This window comes from Stenotrophomonas sp. YAU14D1_LEIMI4_1 (genome assembly GCF_003086815.1).
Lineage (GTDB): Bacteria > Pseudomonadota > Gammaproteobacteria > Xanthomonadales > Xanthomonadaceae > Stenotrophomonas.
The window spans coordinates 2,445,229-2,463,315 of record NZ_CP025997.1; the positions used below are offsets into that span (position 1 = coordinate 2,445,229).

Annotated in this window: 13 protein-coding genes and 7 tRNA genes; 9 read left to right on the forward strand and 11 right to left on the reverse strand. The window is 67.4% G+C overall.

From position 1 onward, the window contains the following. Positions 1-76 precede the first annotated feature (76 nt). The 6 genes from C1932_RS11350 to C1932_RS11375 all read left to right on the forward strand — a co-directional run bounded on the left by C1932_RS11350 (position 77) and on the right by C1932_RS11375 (position 911). Positions 77-152 (forward strand) — tRNA-Ala (locus C1932_RS11350). A 53-nt stretch (positions 153-205) separates the two neighbouring features. Then, a tRNA-Glu gene (locus C1932_RS11355) sits at positions 206-281 on the forward strand. 185 nt (positions 282-466) lie between these two features. Next, positions 467-542: transfer RNA gene (locus C1932_RS11360), tRNA-Ala, on the forward strand. Between the two features lie 49 nt (positions 543-591). Next, positions 592-667 (forward strand) — tRNA-Glu (locus C1932_RS11365). A gap of 46 nt (positions 668-713) precedes the next feature. Further along, positions 714-789: transfer RNA gene (locus tag C1932_RS11370), tRNA-Ala, on the forward strand. A gap of 46 nt (positions 790-835) precedes the next feature. Continuing rightward, positions 836-911, forward strand: a tRNA-Glu gene (locus C1932_RS11375). A 74-nt stretch (positions 912-985) separates the two neighbouring features. Here C1932_RS11375 and C1932_RS11380 read toward each other — a convergent pair. Continuing rightward, a complete protein-coding gene (locus C1932_RS11380; protein ID WP_108753362.1) occupies positions 986-1,402 on the reverse strand; it encodes a GNAT family N-acetyltransferase in 417 nt (138 codons plus the stop codon). Between the two features lie 77 nt (positions 1,403-1,479). Between C1932_RS11380 and C1932_RS11385 the strand changes: the two genes are divergently transcribed. Beyond that, a complete protein-coding gene (locus C1932_RS11385) occupies positions 1,480-2,436 on the forward strand; it encodes an SOS response-associated peptidase family protein (protein ID WP_108753363.1) in 957 nt (318 codons plus the stop codon). Here the strand turns inward: C1932_RS11385 and C1932_RS11390 are convergent. Beyond that, complete coding sequence (locus C1932_RS11390) at positions 2,412-2,804, reverse strand: response regulator (RefSeq protein WP_108753364.1); 393 nt, start codon at positions 2,802-2,804, stop codon at positions 2,412-2,414. The two genes, C1932_RS11385 and C1932_RS11390, sit on opposite strands and share 25 nt — an antisense overlap. 139 nt (positions 2,805-2,943) lie before the next feature. Between C1932_RS11390 and C1932_RS11395 the strand changes: the two genes are divergently transcribed. Beyond that, positions 2,944-3,029: transfer RNA gene (locus C1932_RS11395), tRNA-Leu, on the forward strand. A gap of 58 nt (positions 3,030-3,087) precedes the next feature. On the opposite strand, the gene C1932_RS11400 is transcribed toward C1932_RS11395, so the two are convergent. Next, entirely contained in the window at positions 3,088-4,926 is a 1,839-nt protein-coding gene (locus C1932_RS11400; protein ID WP_108763428.1) for a methyl-accepting chemotaxis protein, read from the reverse strand. 202 nt (positions 4,927-5,128) lie between these two features. Then, positions 5,129-5,404 carry a hypothetical protein gene (locus C1932_RS11405; RefSeq protein WP_108762241.1) on the reverse strand — a complete coding sequence of 92 codons (276 nt, stop codon included), beginning with the start codon at positions 5,402-5,404 and terminating at the stop codon, positions 5,129-5,131. 287 nt (positions 5,405-5,691) lie between these two features. Here C1932_RS11405 and C1932_RS11410 point away from each other — a divergent pair, with 287 nt between their 5' ends. After that, the gene (locus C1932_RS11410; protein WP_108762242.1) at positions 5,692-6,786 is read left to right on the forward strand and encodes a DUF5694 domain-containing protein; all 1,095 of its coding nucleotides are present in this window, start codon (positions 5,692-5,694) and stop codon (positions 6,784-6,786) included. A 98-nt stretch (positions 6,787-6,884) separates the two neighbouring features. Here the strand turns inward: C1932_RS11410 and C1932_RS11415 are convergent, their stop codons facing one another. The 7 genes from C1932_RS11415 to C1932_RS11450 form a co-directional block, all read right to left on the reverse strand. Continuing rightward, complete coding sequence (locus C1932_RS11415; protein WP_108762243.1) at positions 6,885-7,106, reverse strand: hypothetical protein; 222 nt, start codon at positions 7,104-7,106, stop codon at positions 6,885-6,887. A 68-nt stretch (positions 7,107-7,174) separates the two neighbouring features. Further along, positions 7,175-8,587, reverse strand: coding sequence for an efflux transporter outer membrane subunit (locus C1932_RS11420; protein WP_108762244.1), 1,413 nt, complete (start codon positions 8,585-8,587; stop codon positions 7,175-7,177). Further along, complete coding sequence (locus tag C1932_RS11425; RefSeq protein ID WP_108762245.1) at positions 8,574-9,737, reverse strand: efflux RND transporter periplasmic adaptor subunit; 1,164 nt, start codon at positions 9,735-9,737, stop codon at positions 8,574-8,576. The genes C1932_RS11420 and C1932_RS11425 overlap by 14 nt, the downstream gene beginning before the upstream one ends. Continuing rightward, entirely contained in the window at positions 9,730-12,948 is a 3,219-nt protein-coding gene (locus tag C1932_RS11430) for an efflux RND transporter permease subunit (RefSeq protein ID WP_108762246.1), read from the reverse strand. Before C1932_RS11430 ends, C1932_RS11425 begins: the two co-directional genes overlap by 8 nt. A gap of 646 nt (positions 12,949-13,594) precedes the next feature. Continuing rightward, on the reverse strand, positions 13,595-14,974 hold the full coding sequence (locus tag C1932_RS11440; protein WP_108762247.1) for an ATP-binding protein: 1,380 nt from the start codon (positions 14,972-14,974) through the stop codon (positions 13,595-13,597). Continuing rightward, positions 14,952-15,635, reverse strand: coding sequence for a response regulator transcription factor (locus tag C1932_RS11445; protein ID WP_108762248.1), 684 nt, complete (start codon positions 15,633-15,635; stop codon positions 14,952-14,954). The genes C1932_RS11440 and C1932_RS11445 overlap by 23 nt, the downstream gene beginning before the upstream one ends. Positions 15,636-15,730: 95 nt before the next feature. Beyond that, complete coding sequence (locus C1932_RS11450) at positions 15,731-17,920, reverse strand: PAS domain S-box protein (RefSeq protein WP_108762249.1); 2,190 nt, start codon at positions 17,918-17,920, stop codon at positions 15,731-15,733. Between the last annotated feature and the right edge of the window lie 167 nt (positions 17,921-18,087).

Below are 18,087 nucleotides of genomic sequence, written 5' to 3' on the forward strand. Positions count from 1 at the left end.
AACGACGTGAAGAAAAGTGCAACAAACGCTTGCCAACCCCCGGGGGCACAGCTATTATTTCGCTCCTCAGCGACGTGGGGCCATAGCTCAGCTGGGAGAGCGCCTGCATGGCATGCAGGAGGTCAGCGGTTCGATCCCGCTTGGCTCCACCAAACTTTCGGCATTAGGCCGTCGAAAGGTCGCAAAGAACATTGATGAGATCTGCGTCCCCATCGTCTAGAGGCCTAGGACATCACCCTTTCACGGTGGCGACCGGGGTTCGAATCCCCGTGGGGACGCCAACTCATCATGAACAACGAGGACCCGGCCGATAACCGGGTCTTTTTTGTTCACCGCCCACCGGCGTTCAGGTTGTGGCGTTGTGGATCCCCGGCCCTCGTGGCCTGACGGAACCCCAACGAAGAAAGCGAAAAAAAAAGCTTCCACAAAGGTGAATACGTTGGTAAGATAGGCGGCTCGGTAACACGGGGCCATAGCTCAGCTGGGAGAGCGCCTGCATGGCATGCAGGAGGTCAGCGGTTCGATCCCGCTTGGCTCCACCACTTTCGACATTAGGCCGTCGAAGGTTCTACAACTTGAAGTTTTTCGTGCGTCCCCATCGTCTAGAGGCCTAGGACATCACCCTTTCACGGTGGCGACCGGGGTTCGAATCCCCGTGGGGACGCCAGTTTCAAAACGGACTCTGCTCCCGGCAGATCATCCGCGGTTTCATTGGGGCCATAGCTCAGCTGGGAGAGCGCCTGCATGGCATGCAGGAGGTCAGCGGTTCGATCCCGCTTGGCTCCACCACTTCGACATTAGGCCGTCGAAGTTCTACAACTTGAAGTTTTCGTGCGTCCCCATCGTCTAGAGGCCTAGGACATCACCCTTTCACGGTGGCGACCGGGGTTCGAATCCCCGTGGGGACGCCAATTCTTTGAAAAACCCGGCTTCGGCCGGTTTTTTTTTCGCCTGCGATCCTGGCAGATGCCTCACCGCCTTGAACTCAAAACCGCCGGTACATGCCGATCGATGCCGGCGCGGTGGGTGCGAACCCGAACTGCGCGTACAGGCGGTGCGCCTCGCCATCGGCAAGCAGGCTCACGTATGCCGATGGCGGCAGATTGGCCCGCATCCAGTCATCCAGCCGCGCCATCACCTGCTTGCCCAGCCCCTGCCCCTGCAGCCGCGGCAGCACCGCGATGTCGCACACCTGCAGATGGCAGCCGCCGTCACCAATGATCCGGCCCATCGCCACCAGTTCACTGCCCTGGTAGGCGCACACCCCGAACACCGTATTGGGCAGCGCACGCTCGGCGGCCTCACGCGTCTTGGCACTCAACCCAGCCAGGGCCCGCAGTTGGCAGTAGTCTTCCACCGTGGGCACCGCGTCGCGGAACTGGCAGTTGCTTGCAGCATTCATACACGTTCTCCCGGATTGTCCGGCTATCCTGCCGCACTCCCGTCGCAGCCGCTGCGACCTCCACCGGCCACGCCCGCATGTGCTATTCCGCCCTGATCCGCGCCGACTACGCCAAGCTTGTCCGTGAATACGGCGCCGTGCTGTCGCTGGAGGAGTTCGCCGAACTGTACGCGCACGATCCCGGCAAGAAGCGGCCCAAGACCCCCAAGGCCATGGACGATGGCTTTGCCGGCGCACGCACTGAGCAGGGCCGCGACATCGTGGCGAAGATCCAGCAATGGCACGCCGAAGAACAGCAGGCGCTGCAGGCCGAGCTGGTGAAACAGAGCGAGCGCCGCGACATTGCCGCCGCCACGCTGGCCACCCGTCCCACGCAGAAGGCCCGCAACGACCTGCGCGTGGCCGGCAACCGCATCGAGCGTGCGCAGGCGCGCCTGGATGATCTGCACCGCGTGCAGCTGCTGCCGCGCGACAACCGCATCTTCCCCGGCACCTACGCGCCGGTCATGGTCAGCGAGAACGGCCAGCGGGTGATCAAGCCGATGCGCTATCAATGCCGCCTTCCGGACAAACCGGCGCGCAACGACGTGCTCTATCCGGGTACCTACAACGCGCGACGCGACAGCCTGGAGGGCTACTGGCGCGGCGCCTTCGGCCTTCGCCACGGGGTGGTGATGGTGCGCGCGTTCTACGAGCACGTACCGCGCCATGCCATCGCCGGGCGACAGCTGGGCAGCGACGAGAAGGAACAGGACGTGATCCTCGAATTCCGCCCCGACCCGCCGCGCGACCTGCTGCTGGCCTGCCTGTGGGCGGAATGGGAAGGGCCCGAAGGCCGCCTGCTATCGTTTGCCACCATTACCGATGCGCCGCCGACCGACGTGGCAGCCGCCGGCCACGACCGCGGCGTGGTGCCGATCCGGGCCGAACATCTGGATGATTGGCTGAATCCGGATCCGGACCAGCTGGGGCTGCAGTACGCGATCCTGGACGACCGCGAGGACATCCACTACGTGTACGAAGAGGCCGCCTGACTGGATCGCCCCACCGCACGCTGCAGCGCGGTACACAGATCAATGGACAGGTAAGGCTTGACCAGCAGCACGCCGGCGCCCATCGCGGCCGGCAACTGCGCAGCACTCATGCCGGTGGCCAGCACAAACGGTACGCCTGCCTCGACCAGGGCCGTCGCCACCGGTTCGCTGGTTTCGTTGCGGGCCAGGCGGTAATCCAGCAGCACCACGTCCGGGCGTTGGGCGGCCAGCAGACGCAGCGCATCGGCCACCGAAGCGGCCACACCGATCACTTCGGCGCCGAACTGTTCCAACTGCATCTGCAGCAGCGAGGCGCTCATTTCGTCGTTCTCGACCACCAGCACCCGAAGGTCCTGCAACGCTGACATGGGCTCTTGCTCCGGCACGTGTTAAGCCGGTGCAGTATAGCCATCACAGTGCCGTTACCGACAAATTACGGGGGGATCGTCTCAGTTTCCGGCTCCCTCTATGAACAGCCGTCGGGCTCGGTTACACTAGCCCGCTGCTGCCGGTGTGGCGGAATGGTATACGCAGCTGACTCAAAATCAGCCGGGGGTAACCCCATGAAGGTTCGAGTCCTTTCACCGGCACCAACGCATCAAAGGCCAGGTCATCGACCTGGCCTTTGGCGTTTCTGGGCCTGCCGAGCGCTCACACCACCCGCAGCACCGGCGCATGCCCGGCAGGCCCGTGCCCTGCCCCGGCCTCTACCCGGAACCCGGCCACGGTCTGCAGCAGCTGCGCAGACTGCTCTTCCATGCTGCGCGCCGCCGCCGACGCCTCTTCCACCAGCGCAGCATTCTGCTGCGTGCCCTGGTCGATCAGGTCCACGGCCTGGTTCATCTGCTGGATGTCGTCGCTCTGCTGCTGCGCGGCGCTGCTGATGTCGGCCATCAGATCGCTCACCCGGCGCACGTCGCGCACGATCTCGTCCATGGTGCGCCCGGCGCTTTCCACCTGGGCGGTACCGGCGCCGACATTGGCCACCGATTCGTCGATCAATCGCTTGATCTCCTTGGCTGCGCTGGCCGAGCGCTGCGACAGCTCACGGATCTCGGTGGCCACCACGGCAAAGCCACGCCCATGCTCGCCAGCGCGCGCGGCTTCCACCGCGGCGTTCAGGGCCAGAATGTTGGTCTGGAAGGCAATGCCGTCGATCACCCCGATGATGTCGACGATGCGCCGCGACGACGCGTTGATGACGGCCATCGTGGACACCACCTCATGCACCACGCTGCCACCGCGTGCAGCTACTTCGGCCGCGCCGCCGGCCAGCGTGCTGGCCTGGCGGGCATTGCCGGCGGTGCGCTGAACGGTGTCGGCCAGCCCCTTCATCGAAACGGCCGTTTCTTCCAGCGATGCGGCCTGCTGTTCGGTGCGCTGCGACAGGTCGCTGTTGCCCAGCGCAATCTCGCTGGCGCCCACGGCAATGGTGTCGGCGGCGAACTTGATCTGGCCGATGATGCCGGCCATGGTCTCCACCAGCGCGTTCACGCCCTCGCACAGCTCGGCCACCGGGCCACGCTTGCCGTCCAGCGGAATGCGCCCGGTCAGATCGCCCAGCTTGGCCGCCGCAACAACTTCGCGGGTCTGCGCCACGGCCTGCCGCATGGCCTGGCTTTCGTGCATCTGCGCGGTGATGTCGGTGGCGTACTTCACGACCTTCAGCGGTCGGCCGTTCACGTCCAGGATCGGGTTGTAGCTGGCCTGGATCCACACCTCGCGGCCGTTCTTGCCCAGCCGCCGGTACTGGCCTGCATCGTATTCGCCGCGCCCCAGCTTTTCCCAGAACTGCTGGTAGGCCGGGCTGGCCCGGTACTCCGGTTCGACGAACAGCGAGTGGTGCTGCCCCTTCACCTCGTCCAGCGTGTAGCCGGTGGCGGCCAGGAAGTTCGCGTTGGCGGTCAGGATCCGCCCGTCCATGCTGAACTCGATCACCGCCTGTGATTTGTCGATCGCCGCCAGCTGCCCGGCCAGCTCGGCGGCCTGCTGCTTCTGCGCGGTGATGTCAGTGGCGAACTTCACCACTTTCACCGGTCGCCCGAAGCGGTCCAGCACCGGGTTGTACGAGGCCTGGATCCAGATCTCGCGGCCCCCCTTGCCGAAACGGCGGTACTGGCCCGCGTCGAATTCGCCCTGCCCCAGGCGTGCCCAGAACGCCCGGTACTCGGCGCTGCGGGCGTGTTCGGGGTCTACGAACAGGGAATGGTGCTTGCCGCGGATCTCATCTTCGGTGTAACCCACCGCCTGCAGGAAGTTGTCGTTGGCCTGCAGGATGGTGCCGTCCAGCGCGAACTCGATGACCGCCTGCACCCGGTGCAGTGCCGCGACCTGGGCCGCCATGTCGGCGCGTTCGCGCTCGGCCGCGGTCTCGGAAGCGGCAGTGCCGCCCTGCCCAGCCAGACGCCCCTGCAGGGCGCGCCAGAAGGACCAACGGGACGGTGTTTCAGCCGGCGCCTGCGCGCCCGCGGTGAAGCCTGGCATGAGCATGGTCTGTTCCTTGGTTTCCGTGAGCGGTGCGGCCCATGGGCGGAATGCCCACGGGAACATCGATTGCCTGGAACCTGCAGACACCTGGGGGCGGCGTCACTCGAGCGATGGCGCGGAGCGGCAGCAAGCGCCTCCGGCAAGGGAGGCAGTCTGGATATCGGCCGCCATTGCCGGGCCTTGAGGACTTTCTTGCGGCCTCGGTTCAGCCCCGGCGCCAGATCGCCCAGCGCAGCACGGCCACCGCCAGCACCGACGGCAGGTAGCCCGCCGCGCCAATCAGGGCCAGCAGGGCAGCGTTCACCCACGGCCCGCCCCCACCCAGAATCCAGCTGGTGTGCTGCAGGATGTACAACGCGCCCGGCAGCACCAGCAGCGGTGCCAACCGCAGCAACTGCCAGGGCCAGCGAACCGGGCCGATGAAACCGACCAGAGTACCCAGCAGGGCACCGACCATTGCGATGGGAATGGCTGCTTCCATTCAGATGCTTCCTTCTTGTGCGTCACCCACGTCGAGCGTGCCCGACAACCTGCCCGGTAGAGTCGAGCTTGCTCGACTGTCCGCTTCGTAGAGTCGAGCTTGCTCGACTGTCCTGGAAAAAGCAGTCGAGCAAGCTCGACTCTACAACGGCAGTGTCGCGCACACCCCTTGAACCTGCGATGCATGCCAGCGCCACAAGGTTTACATGACCTTCGGGAGATATGCGTGCGCGCATGCACTGGCAGGCTGTGCACTTCCACGGAAGCCACCTCATGCAAGGAAACTAAATGCTGCGACCGCTCCGTTGTCTTGCCCTGTTGTCACTGTGCGGTGCCAGTGCCCTGGCCGCTGCCGACGACGGGCGCTATCGCCCCTCGTTCCGCCCCGATCAATTGAAGGGTCCGCCCGCCGGACGGGTGAACGAAGTGCTGGTGCTGGGCAGCCCGCATCTGTCCGGCCTGCCGGAGGCATTCAAGCCTGCGCAGCTGGAGCCGCTGCTGGGGCGCCTGCAGGCCTGGCAGCCCACCGCCATCGCGGTTGAGAACGTGTCCGGCCTGCAGTGCGACTTCATGCGTCGCAATCCCACCCGCTATGCCGACAGCGTCAAGAGCTACTGCGTCGACACCGCTCCGGCGCAAGCCGCCACAGGCATGGATGTTCCCACTGCGAATGCCGAGATGGAGCGCCTGCTGGCGGACTGGCCGAAGGCGCCGACGCCGGCACAGCGTCGCCACCTGGCCGCCGTGTTCCTGGCCGCAGGCGAGCGCGGTTCGGCCATCGTGCAGTGGCTGCGCCTGCCCACCGCCGAGCGACGCGCGGGCGACAGCCTGACCGCGGAACTGGTCGAATTCCTGGACGCCCGTGCGGCGCGCAAGGACGAAGTCAGTCTGGTCGCCGCCGAACTGGCCGCACGCCTGGGCCTGGAGCGACTGTGGTCGGTGGACGACCATACCGCCGATGCCCCTACCCCGCAGGCACTGCAGAAGGACTACGCCAAGGCGATCCGCGCGGCATGGAACACCTCCGCCGGGGCAACACGGCGGGCGGCCTACGACCGCCTGTACGCCGATGTCGCAGCGCCTGACGGGCTGATGGCGATCTACCGCAACGACAATGATCCGGCTACCGCCAAGCTGGTCTATGACAGCGACTTCGGCGCAACGCTGGTCGAACCGTCGCCGCAGGGTTTCGGCCGCAATTACCTGGGCTACTGGGAAACCCGCAACCTGCGCATGGTCGCCAACATCCGCGACGTACTGGGCCAGTACCCCGGCACGCGCATGCTGGCCATCGTCGGTGCGTCACACAAGTGGTACTACGAGGCCTACCTGGACCAGATGCACGACGTGCAGCTGGTTGATACCGCGCCGCTGCTGCGCTGAGGGCCGCGTGACCGTGGCGTCGAGCGTGCTCGACGTCCCGCTCCGTAGAGTCGAGCTTGCTCGACTGCCCCAGGAAAAACCGTCGAGCAAGCTCGACGCTACGAACGGCTGCGCCGGGCCAGCATCGCGCTGGCCGCCACGATGCACCCCAACGTGACCAGTAGCGCACTCACCACGCCCCATTGCAGCACCGGCACCAGCGCCTGGGCCTGCGGATCGATGCGCAGCTGTTCCAGCCGCAGCCAACCGGCCAGCGCCAGCACCCAGCCAATGAAAGCCGGCGCGTAGGCGCCGATGGTGTTGCCGATCCAAGCATTCATGCCGTACTCCCGTGAGAACTGCGATGACGGCATTGTTCCGCCCCGCCCTCTCACAGGTTGAGACACCCTCACTCGCGCGTGTCTGCCACTACCGACCAGCCCCCACCCAGGGCGGCCATCAGGGCGGCGCTGGCCTGCAGCTGGCGGCCCTGGATGTCCTGCAGCCCCAGTTGCGCCTGCCGCGCGTCAGTCTGCGCAGTCACCACGTCCAGATAGCTCACCGCGCCACCGGCGTAGCGGTCACGGGCGATCTGCTCGGTACGGCGGGCGGCCTGCACGGCCTCTTCCTCGTGGCCGCGCTGGTCGGCCAGTCCGTGCAGCTGCACCAGCTGGTCCTCCACCTGACGGATCGCCGCCAGCACCGTGGCCCGGTACTGCGCCGAGGCCGCATCGAATTCGGCATAGGCCTCGGCTTTGGCGGCCTTGCGCCGGCCGCCGTCGAACACCGGCAATGCCGCCAGCGGGCCCAGCGCCCAGTAGCGGTTGCCGGCATCCAGCAGCGCGCTGCTGCCCGAGGTCTGGCCACCGAACAGGCCGGTCAGGCTCAGCTGCGGGAACCATGCCGCGCGCGCCACGCCGATGCCAGCGTTGGCAGCGAACACCCGGCGCTCGGCAGCGGCAATGTCCGGGCGCTGCTGCAGCAGGGCGCTGGGCAGATCGGCGGGCACCTGCGGCAGGATCGGTGCCTGTGCCATCGGCCCCACGCTGAAGCCACTGGCCGGCGCCCCCACCAGTTCGGCCAGCGCGTGCCGCAGCATGGCCTGGTGCACCTGCAGCGCATCCAGATCGGCCTGCGCACTGGCCAGCTGATGGCGTGCGCGCGCCACATCCAGTTCCGACGCGATCTCGCCCTGGAAGCGGTCCTGGGTCAGGCGCAGCGCCTGCTGGTAGTCGTCGATGCTGTCGCGCAGGATGGCCTGCTGCGCCTCGGTGTTGCGCAGTTGCAGGTAGGTGGCGGTCAACTGCTGGGACAGGCTGAGCCGTGCCGCGGCCAGGTCATCTGCACTGGCCTGCGCGCGCGCATGCCCGGCCGCCGCCGCGTTGCGCAGCCGGCCCCACAGATCCAGATCGAAGGACAGCGAGAACGTGGCCGCATTGCTGTCATACACCGCTGGCTGGGTGGCACTGCGCAGCGGCTTGTCGTCGGACTGCCGCTGGCGCATCGGGCCGGTGCTGAAGCCGACCTGGGGTGCGCGTGCGGAGGCCGTCTCGCCTGCGGCGGCGCGCGCGGCATCGTAGTGCGCCACGGCCAGCGCCAGGTTCGGGTTGGCCTGGCGCAACTGCACCTGCAACCGGTCCAGCACGGGGTCGTTGAATGCCCGCCACCAGTCCTGCGCCAGTGCCGGCTGCGCCGCAGCAGCGGTCGGCTGCTCGTACGCCAGCGGCACCTGCACCGCAGGCACCCGGTAGGTCGGCGCCAGCGAACACCCGGCCAGCAGCAGCGCCAGCGACGCGGCGACGCCGGTCTCAACCGCGCGCATGGGCAGGCTCCTTTGCCGCGGCCACCACGCGCACGTGATCGCCCTCGCGCAACGCATCGGGTGGGTTCGGAATCAGCCGCTCGCCGGCCTTCAGGCCGTGGTCGATGCGCAGCGTGCTGCCCAGGTCGCTGGCGATATGGATGTCACGCAGATGCACCACGTCGTGCGCATCCAGCACCGCCACCTGGGTGCCCTTGGCACGGAAGATCAGCACGTCGGCCGGTACGCTTACGCCGTCGGCGCCGCCCTGCAGCGGCAGGGTCACCTCGGCATAGCTGCCGGGCAGCAGGGCACCGTCGGCGTTGTCCACTACGAACTGCGCCAGCAGCGTGCCCGAGCTGCGGTCGATCGCGCTGGAATCACCCTGCAACGTGGCGGTGAAATGGCGGCCGGCCAGACCCGGTACCTGCAGCGTGGCCTGCAGTCCCGGCTGGATGCTGGCCGCACTGTTCTGCGGCACCGGCACCATCAGCCGCAGGCGGCGGGTATCGGCAATGTTGAACAGCTCGCGGCCACTGTCATCGGCGCGGATCAACTGGCCCACGTCGGTCAGGCGCGCGGTAACGGTGCCGTCGAAGGGCGCGCGCAGCGTGCGGTAGCGCCCCAGTTCCTGCAGCCGCGCATAGTCGGCCTGCGCCGCTTCCACGCTGGCCTGCGCGGCCACGGCATTGGCCTGCTTCTCATCGGCTTCCTGGCGCGATACCGAGTGGCTGCCCAGCATGCCCTGCCAGCGCTCGGCACTGACCTTGGCCAACGCTGCATCCGCCTGCGCCTGCAACAGGTGCGCATGCGCCTGTGCAATCTGCTGGTCCAGTTCCGGGCTGTCGATCACCGCCAGCACCTGGCCGGCCTTCACCGACTGGCCGATATCGGCGTTCCAGGATTTCAGGTAGCCGCCCACGCGGGCATGGATCGGCGCCTCGGTCCAAGCCCCCAGATGCGCCGGCAAGGTCAGCGTGCCCGCTTCGCCCTGCGCACCGGCGGTGACCACCTGCACGGCCGGTACGGCCTGCTGTTCGGTCCATTCGCCCACCGCATGGGCCTGCTGCGCACGCAGCGCCAGGCCAGCGGCCACGACCGCCACGGCAGTGGCAGCCCCCAGGATCAGACGGCGGCGCAGCGGCGCCTGCGGCAAGGAAGCATCAGACATGCAGGGGCTCTCCGGCGGGGGCGGTTTCGGACTTGCGGGAATGGGCCAGGGCAAACACCACCGGCACGAACAACAGGGTGGCGCAGGTCGCCAGCAGCAGGCCGCCGATCACAGCGCGGCCCAGCGGCGCGTTCTGTTCGGTGGACAGTGCGGTCGGCAGCATGCCCAGAATCATCGCCAGGGCGGTCATGCACACCGGGCGGAAACGGGTGAAGCCTGCTTCCAGCGCGGCCTTGGCGGCATCGCCATGCTCGGCCAGTCGCTCGCGGCAGAAGCTGACCACCAGGATCGAATTGGCCGTGGCCACGCCCATGCACAGGATGGCCCCGGTCAATGCCGGCACCGACAGCGTGGTGTGGGTCAGGAACAGCATCCACACCACACCGGCCAGGCCGGCGGGCAACGCGGTGATGATCACGAACGGATCGGTCCAGGACTGGAAGTTGATGACGATCAGCAGGTAGATCAGCACGATCGCGGCCAGCAGGCCGTAGCCCAGGCCAGTGAAGGCCACATGCAGCGCATCGATCTGGCCATGCAGGCCGACCTGGGTGCCCCGCGGGCGTTGGCCGGCCATGCCATCGATCACATGCTGCACGTCGGCCGCCACGGCACCCAGATCGCGGCCCTGCACGCTGGCGTACAGGTCCAGCGTGGGCTGCACGTTGTAGTGGCTGACCACCGCCGAGCTGGAACCGCGCTGGATCTGCGCCAGGCCGCCCAGTACCTGCGGCGTGCCACTGCTGCCGGTCACCGGCAGTGCCTGCAGCGCGGCCAGGCTGTCCATGCGGTACTGCGGGGTGGCGGCCACCACGCTGTAGGAGATGCCGTTCTTCGGGCTGAGCCAGAACGTGGGCGCCACCTGCCCGCTACCGGCCAGCGAGGCCACCATGCTGTTGGTCACATCGCGTTCGGTAATGCCCAGCCCGTTGGCACGCAGGCGATCCACGTCCACCTGCAGCGTCGGGTAGCCGTCGGGCTGCTGCAGGCGCAGATCCACGAGCCCCGGCACATGCCGCAGGCGGCGCTGCAGTTCCTGCGCATAGGCGCGGTTGCCGGCGGCATCGGGCCCGGCAATGCGTACATCCAGCGGCGCGGGCGAACCGAAGTTCAGGATCTGGCTGCTGGTATCGGCCGGCAGGAAAGCAAAGCTGGTGCCGGGGAAGGCCGACGGCAGTACTTCGCGCAGGCGCTTTTCATACGCAGCAGCATCGCCATGGCCCGGCTTCAGCGAGACCTGGATGTCACCGTCCTGCGGCCCGATGGTGCCGCTGGCGCTGTAGGCCATGTTGATGCCGGTCATCGGCAGGCCCAGGTTGTCGACGATGGCGTCGATCTCGTGCGGCGGCACCACCTGCCGGATGCGCGCTTCGATGCGGTCGAAGGCCGCTGCGGTTTCCTCGATGCGCGTGCCCAGCGGCAGCCGCACGTGCAGCGACAATGCACTGGCTTCGGTGGCCGGGAAGAAGTCCTGGCCCAGGGTGGGCAGCAGCGCGAAGGACAGCAGCACGCAGGCCATGAAGCCGAACAGGAAGCGTCGGCGGTTGGCCAAGGCCAGTCCCAGCACCGCGTGATACCGGTCGCGCACGGCGGAGAACCCGGCCTCGAAGCGCTGCTGCCAGCGCACCAGCATCGCCGCCAGACGTGCGCGGCGATGCTGCGGGTGGTCGCCCTCATGGTGGTTCAGGAAGGCATCCTCGGGGTGGTGACCCACGCCCCCTTCCACCCGGTGCGGCTTCAGTAGGTACAGCGCCATGGTCGGCACCAAGGTGCGCGACAGCACGAACGAACTGGCCATGGCGAAAATCACCGCCAGCGCCATCGGCCGGAACAGATAGCCGGCAATGCCGTCCAGCAGGAACATCGGCACGAACACGATGCAGATGCACAGCAGCGACACGAACGCCGGGCCGACGATCTGCGCGGCGCCGTCCAGGATCGCCTCGCGCACGCCCTTGCCCTGCTCCAGGTGCCAGTTTACGTTTTCGATGGTGACCGTCGCATCGTCCACCAGGATGCCCACCGCCAGCGCCAAGCCACCCAGGGTCATCACGTTCAGTGTCTGCCCCGCCGCCGACAGCAGCGCGATGGCCGACAGCACCGCCAGCGGAATGGACGCGGCGATGATCACCGTCGAGCGCCAGCTGCCCAGGAACACCAGGATCATCACGCTGGTCAGCAGTGCGGCAATGATGCCCTCGCGGGCCACGCTGCCGATCGATTCGCGCACGAAGGTGGAGGCATCGCCCAACAGCGAAATCTTCAGGGACGGCGGCAGGGTCTCGCTGATCTGCGGCAACATGTCGCGGATGCGGCTGACGAGGGTGAGCGTGGATGCATCGCCGTTCTTCAGGGCGGCCATCAACACCGAATGACCGCCGTTCACCCGCACGATGTTGGTCTGCGGCGGTGAGCCGTCGCGCACGTGCGCCACCTGGCCGATGGTCACCACTGCACCGTTCACCGTGCGGATCGGCAGATCATTCAGCGCCTGGATGTCGGTGGGACTGTTGTTGAGCAGCACGGTGAACTCGTTGCTGCCCAGCTTGGCCGTACCCACCGGGGTGATCTGGTTCTGCGCCGCCAGTGCGTTGCCCACGTCCTGCGCCGACAGGCCCTTGGCGGCCAGCGCCTGCGGATCCAGGTCCAGGGTGATCTGCCGCTGCTTGCCGCCGTAGGGCGCGGGAATAGCCAGGCCGGCAATGGAGGTGAGCGGTGGGCGCACGCTGTTCTGCGCCAGGTCGCGGATCTGCGATTCGCCCAGCGTGGGGCTGGAGAACGCCATCTGCAGCACCGGCACGGTGGAGGCGCTGTAGTTGAGGATCAGCGGCGGGGTCATGCCGGCCGGCATCTGCTTGACGATGGTCTGCGAGATGGCGGTGATCTGCGCATTGGCCGTGCGGATATCCACGCCCGGCTGGAAGAACACTTTGACCACGCCCATGCCGGCCAGCGACTGCGATTCGATGTGCTCGATATCGTTGACGGTGGTGCTGAGCGCGCGCTCGTAGGGCGAGATCACGCGCCCGGCCATCGCATCGGGCGACAGGCCGGTGTACTGCCAGACTACGGCCACGACCGGAATGCCGATATCGGGAAACACATCGGTGGGCGTGCGCAGCGCGCTGAGCGGGCCGACGATGCAGATGAAAATGGCCATCACCACGAAGGTGTAAGGCTTGTTGAGCGCGGTCCTGACCAAGCCGAGCATGCAGCTCTCCAACAGTGCCACTGCCCACCGCGGGCAGCGCAGGCCGTGAAGTATCCGTGCTGGCGCCTAAAACAAGGCTGTGCCGCGCATGAAACATATTTCATGAAAGGGGTGTTCGGCAGGGCTGCGCCCTGCACCCCTGTAGAGTCGAGCCGTGCTCGACTGAAGCAACGTCAAAAGCAGCATTCCGTGGGGTGGCGGGGAGGTGTGGGTGGGCAGGACACGCCGCAAGTACGTCCCTGTAGGCTCGTAGGCGCCATCCATGGCGCCTGCGGTCCTGCCCACCCACCCCACCCCGCCCCTGACAGATTCCCGCGGCTGTTGGTAGGTGTCGACCTTGGTCGACACAATTTTTCAGGTATCGAATGAATCAATCCACGCATGGCGTGGATCTACCGTGTCGACCAAGGTCGACACCCACCAGGGCAGAACGCCATTCCGACAGATCGCGGGAATCTGTCAGAGGCGGGGCGGTGTCGGAGTGCGGCGTGTCAGCCGCATGGATGCGGCTGCCAAGCCTACACGGACGTACTTGCGGCGTCCCCGCACTCCGACACCGCCCCGCCACCCCACGGATCCCCAGCTTTTGAAGTTGCCGTTGCATGGAGCGGGTGCAGGGCTGCAAGCCCTGCATAAACACCTCCTCCTACAACACCTGCGGCCGGCACAGCAGGCTGAAGCTGGCGCCGCCCAGTGGCGACTGCGCTACCCCCAGCCGGAAACCGTGCAGGCCGGCGATGGCCGCCACGATCGACAGCCCCAGACCGAAGCCGCCGCCCTGGCTGGCCTCGCTGCGGTGGAAACGCTGGAACACCAGCTCACGCTCGGCCTCGGCAATGCCCGGCCCGGAATCTTCCACCACGATGCACGTCGCCCCGGCCTCAGCACGCGCCGACAACTGCACGCGCCCGCCTTCGGGCGAAAACCGGATCGCGTTGTCCAGCAGGTTGCCGATGGCTTCGAACAACAGCCCGCGATCACCCACCACGCTGGGCAGGTCCGCCGCCACTTCCAGCCGCAGCCATTGACCCTTCTCCTCGGCCAGCGGCGCATAGAACGCATGGATTTCCTGCAGCAGCGCCTCCGGCGCCAGCTCGACGAAACCGGAGCGCCGCTGGTGGTCCTCCAGTTCGGAAATGCGCAGCAGCGCGCGGAAGCGCGCCATCAACGTATCGGTTTCATCCAATACCTGGTCCAGCGCCACGGCCTGCGTGTCGCCCTCGCCCAGCTGCTGGCGCAGCCGATACAACTGCGCGCGCATGCGGGTCAGGGGCGTGCGCAGGTCATGCGCAATGTTGTCACAGACCCCTTTCACCTCGGTCATCAACTGCTCGATGCGGTCCAGCATGGCGTTGACGATGGCCGCCAGCATGTCCAGCTCGTCGCGGCGATCGGCCACCGGCAGGCGTTGCCCCAAGTCACCGGCAACGATGCGCGCGGTGGCCTGCTCGATCGCCTGGATGCGCCGCAGCGGGCGCCGCCGCAGCAGATGCCAGCCCAGCAGGCCTGGCAGCAGGGTCAGCGATACCCCCCACAGCAGCGCGTCCAGGATCAGATGGTTCACTTCGTTCAAGGGCCCGCTGTAGCGCACCAGCACCAGCACGCGGTCATCGCGGGTGGGCATGGCCAGGCCGAAGCCGCGCTTGCCCACCGCCGTCGGATCGGACAAGGGCAATCCGCTGACCCGGTGCACCTGACCATCGAGCGGCAGCTGCGCCGGCAGCGCCTTCAACGGGCCGGCCAACGGCATGCCAGCCGCAGTGAAGACACCATAGGCATCGATGCCGTGCACGTCGTACCGGCGGTTCTCGCGCAGCGCCTCGCACAGCGCATCGCCGGTGAAGTGTTCGAACAGATGCGCACGCTGCAGCAGCGCCGACTGCGCCAGGTCATCGAGGTAATGCGACACCCGCCAGTACAGGACACCCAGCAGCACGCTGCACCACGCCACGAACAGCAGGCTGTACAGGCCCAGCAAGCGGCTGCTGGATGAGCGCCAGCCGTCAGACAGCTTCGCTGAGGACATAACCCGAACCCCGCACGGTGCGGATCATGGAAGGCCCGCCGGGCAGGTCGAGCTTGCGCCGCAGCCGGCCGATGTGGACGTCGATCAGGTTGGTGCCCGGGTCGAAGTGGTAACCCCACACTTCCTCGAACAGCATCATGCGGGTCAGCACCTGGCCAGCATTTCGCATCAGGTATTCCAGCAGCTTGAACTCGGTCGGCAGCAGGCTCAGGGTGCGGCCACCGCGCTGTGCGGTGCGCGCCAGCAGGTCCAGCTGCAGGTCGCCCACGCGCAACGCGATATCGTTGCCGGCCGGTTGCTGGCGGCGGCGCAGCAGCACCTCCACCCGCGCGGCCATTTCATCGGAGGCAAACGGCTTGGTCAGGTAGTCATCGCCACCGGCACGCAGGCCGCGCACCCGCTCATCCACGTCCGACAGCGCACTGAGCATCAGTACCGGGGTGTTCACGCCGATGCGGCGCAGGGTGGTCACGATCGCCAGGCCGTCCAACCCCGGCAGCATGCGGTCCAGGGTAATGGCGTCGTACTCGCCGCTGGCCGCGCGCACCAGGCCTTCGCGCCCATCGGCCACCCAGTCCACCTGCAGGCCATGGCTGCCCAGCTCCGCCACGATTTCCTGGGCAGTGATGGCATCGTCCTCGATGGTCAGTACGCGCGACATGGGGTCCTGGGGTGTTCAGACCCGCCCATGCTCGCCAAATCGGCCGGGGCGGGCAAATGAAACATCCTTCATGCGGGCCCTTGGTACGGGCCGGTTCAGCCGCCGTCGCCGTCTTCGGGTGGCAGATCTGCAGTCAGCCCCTGCACCTGAACGTTGTTGCGGCCCAGCGCCTTGGCCCGGTAGCACTGTGCGTCGGCGGCGGCCACCGCCTGGTCCACGCCCATGCCCGGCGCCAGCGGCGCAATGCCGATGCTGGCGCCGATTCGCAGCACCGCCTGATCCCACGGAATGGCCAGCGCGGCCAGGGTGTTCAGCAGTTCACCGGCAATGCGTGCAGCGCGACGCGGGCCGCAGCCGGACAGGATCACCGCGAATTCGTCGCCGCCCAGCCGGGCCACTACGTCCGAATCGCGAACACCATGGCGCAGCACGCTGGCCACCGCCCACAGCACCGCATCGCCGGCCAGATGACCCCAGGTGTCGTTCACCGGCTTGAAGCGGTCCAGGTCGATGTACATCAGCGAGGCGGCCTGGCCGGTGCGCTCGACATGGGTGATCGCCTGCTGCAGGTGCACCTCGAAGCCACGGCGGTTGCTCAGTTCGGTCAGCGGATCCATCTCGGCCAGGTGCCGGGCTTCGCGCTGTCGCGCGCGCTGCTGGGTGTCATCGCGCAGCACCCATACCGCACCGCGCACATGCCCTTCATCGTCGCGCAGCCAAGCCCGGGTCAGGTCCACCGGCACCGTGGCCGTGCCCAGGCGCAGCAGCAGGTCGGCATGCAGGTCCACCGCATTGCTGTCCGGGTCCAGCAGCACCGCCACGTCCAGCACCGAGTTCGGTGCGTATTCGGTGGTCAGCGCCAGCACGTCCTTCACGTTGTGCCCGGCCAGGGTCAGCGCGCCATCACCGGACAGCATGCGCACCGCGGCGGCATTGGCGTATTCGATGCGCCCCTGCAGGGTCACGCTCAGCACCAGGTCGGCCACCGCGTCCAGGGTGATGCGGCTGCGCTGCTCGCTTTCAAACAGGCGCTGTTCGCTGCTGCGCTGGCCAGTGATGTCCTGGATCTGCGACACGAAATGCAGCGGCTCGCCGCGTTCGTTGCGCACCAGCGAGACGGAAAGGCGCGCCCAGATCGTGTTGCCGTCGCGGTCCAGGTAGCGCTTTTCCAGGTGGTAATGGTTGCGCCGGCCACTCAACAGGTCCTGCACCAGCTGCAGGTCGGCCTGCAGGTCGGCCGGGTGGGTCAGGCGCTGGAAGTCGACCTGCAGCAATTCTTCGCGCGGGTAGCCCAGGATGCGGCACAGCGCATCGTTCACATCCAGCCAGCGCCCTTCCAGCGACACCAGAGCCATGCCCAGCGCCGCGGAGGTGAACGCACCGGCGAACTTGTCCGCCGCCAGTCGCGCTTCGGCACGCGCCTGCAGGATCTCGGCGATGTCGATGGCCATGCCGACATAACCGATGCGCTCGCCGTCGGCGCCGTCCATGCGGCTGATCGACAGGCGCACCTGGCGGCGCTGGCCGTCCTTGCGCAGGAAGGTCCACTGCCGCGAAAAGGTCTGGCCCTGCGCCTGCGCGGTCAACGCCTGGAACACCGACGGCGGCTGGCCATCGGCGTCGGCCAGCGGGGCCAGGTAGGCACGCATTTCGTCCGGCTCATGGAACACACCGGGATTGAGCTTGCCGACCACCTCACTGGCGGCATAGCCCAGCAGCCGTTCGGCCCCGGTGTTGAACAGGGTGATCAGCCCCTCGGTATCGGTGGCGATCACCGCCACTTCGTCGGACGCGTCGACCACCGCCTGCAGCCGGTGGCGCATGTCGGCGGCGTCCTGGCGCGCCAACTGCAGTTCGGTCACGTCGGCATGCGCCCCAGCCATCCACAGCGGGCGGCCCTGCCCGTCCCATTCGTACACGCGGCCACGGTCGTGGATCCAGATCCACTGGCCGTTCTTGTGGCGCATGCGCAGCAGGCAGCGGTAATGGTCGCTGTGGCCCTGGAAGTGCGCCTCCAGCGCCGCGTCGGAATGGGCCAGGTCGTCGGGGTGCACCAGCGCGATGAAGGTTTCCTGGCAGATCGGCTCCAGCTCGTCCAGGCGGTAGCCGACGATCTCGGCCCAGCGCGCGTTCACCCGCATCTGCCCGGTCTGCACATTCCATTCCCAGGTGCCGGCGGCGGTGCCTTCGATGATCATCGCCAGACGGCGGCGTTCCTCGGACAGTTCCTGCAGGCGCCGCTCCAGCAGCGCGTTGGCGTTGGCGTCGTGGCCGTGCCCGGTCATCGACGCCCCCGCGCGGAACGGCGGGCACAGCCAAGCCGCAGCCCGGCGCTGCAGCCTGCGGTCGCGTTGGCGGCTCGTGCTGGCGTCATGGCCCTCCCCGGCGCCCTGCAGGGCGGCCCGCGGCCCCCCATGGGCGCCAGTGTGCGCACGCCGGGGAAGGCCGACAA

Coding starts and splice junctions, on each gene's coding strand:
- C1932_RS11380 (WP_108753362.1), bottom strand. CDS start 1,402: ATGAATGCTGCAAGCAACTGCCAGTTCCGCGACGCGGTGCCCACGGTG.
- C1932_RS11385 (WP_108753363.1), top strand. CDS start 1,480: ATGTGCTATTCCGCCCTGATCCGCGCCGACTACGCCAAGCTTGTCCGT.
- C1932_RS11390 (WP_108753364.1), bottom strand. CDS start 2,804: ATGTCAGCGTTGCAGGACCTTCGGGTGCTGGTGGTCGAGAACGACGAA.
- C1932_RS11400 (WP_108763428.1), bottom strand. CDS start 4,926: ATGCTCATGCCAGGCTTCACCGCGGGCGCGCAGGCGCCGGCTGAAACA.
- C1932_RS11405 (WP_108762241.1), bottom strand. CDS start 5,404: ATGGAAGCAGCCATTCCCATCGCAATGGTCGGTGCCCTGCTGGGTACT.
- C1932_RS11410 (WP_108762242.1), top strand. CDS start 5,692: ATGCTGCGACCGCTCCGTTGTCTTGCCCTGTTGTCACTGTGCGGTGCC.
- C1932_RS11415 (WP_108762243.1), bottom strand. CDS start 7,106: ATGAATGCTTGGATCGGCAACACCATCGGCGCCTACGCGCCGGCTTTC.
- C1932_RS11420 (WP_108762244.1), bottom strand. CDS start 8,587: ATGCGCGCGGTTGAGACCGGCGTCGCCGCGTCGCTGGCGCTGCTGCTG.
- C1932_RS11425 (WP_108762245.1), bottom strand. CDS start 9,737: ATGTCTGATGCTTCCTTGCCGCAGGCGCCGCTGCGCCGCCGTCTGATC.
- C1932_RS11430 (WP_108762246.1), bottom strand. CDS start 12,948: ATGCTCGGCTTGGTCAGGACCGCGCTCAACAAGCCTTACACCTTCGTG.
- C1932_RS11440 (WP_108762247.1), bottom strand. CDS start 14,974: ATGTCCTCAGCGAAGCTGTCTGACGGCTGGCGCTCATCCAGCAGCCGC.
- C1932_RS11445 (WP_108762248.1), bottom strand. CDS start 15,635: ATGTCGCGCGTACTGACCATCGAGGACGATGCCATCACTGCCCAGGAA.
- C1932_RS11450 (WP_108762249.1), bottom strand. CDS start 17,920: ATGACCGGGCACGGCCACGACGCCAACGCCAACGCGCTGCTGGAGCGG.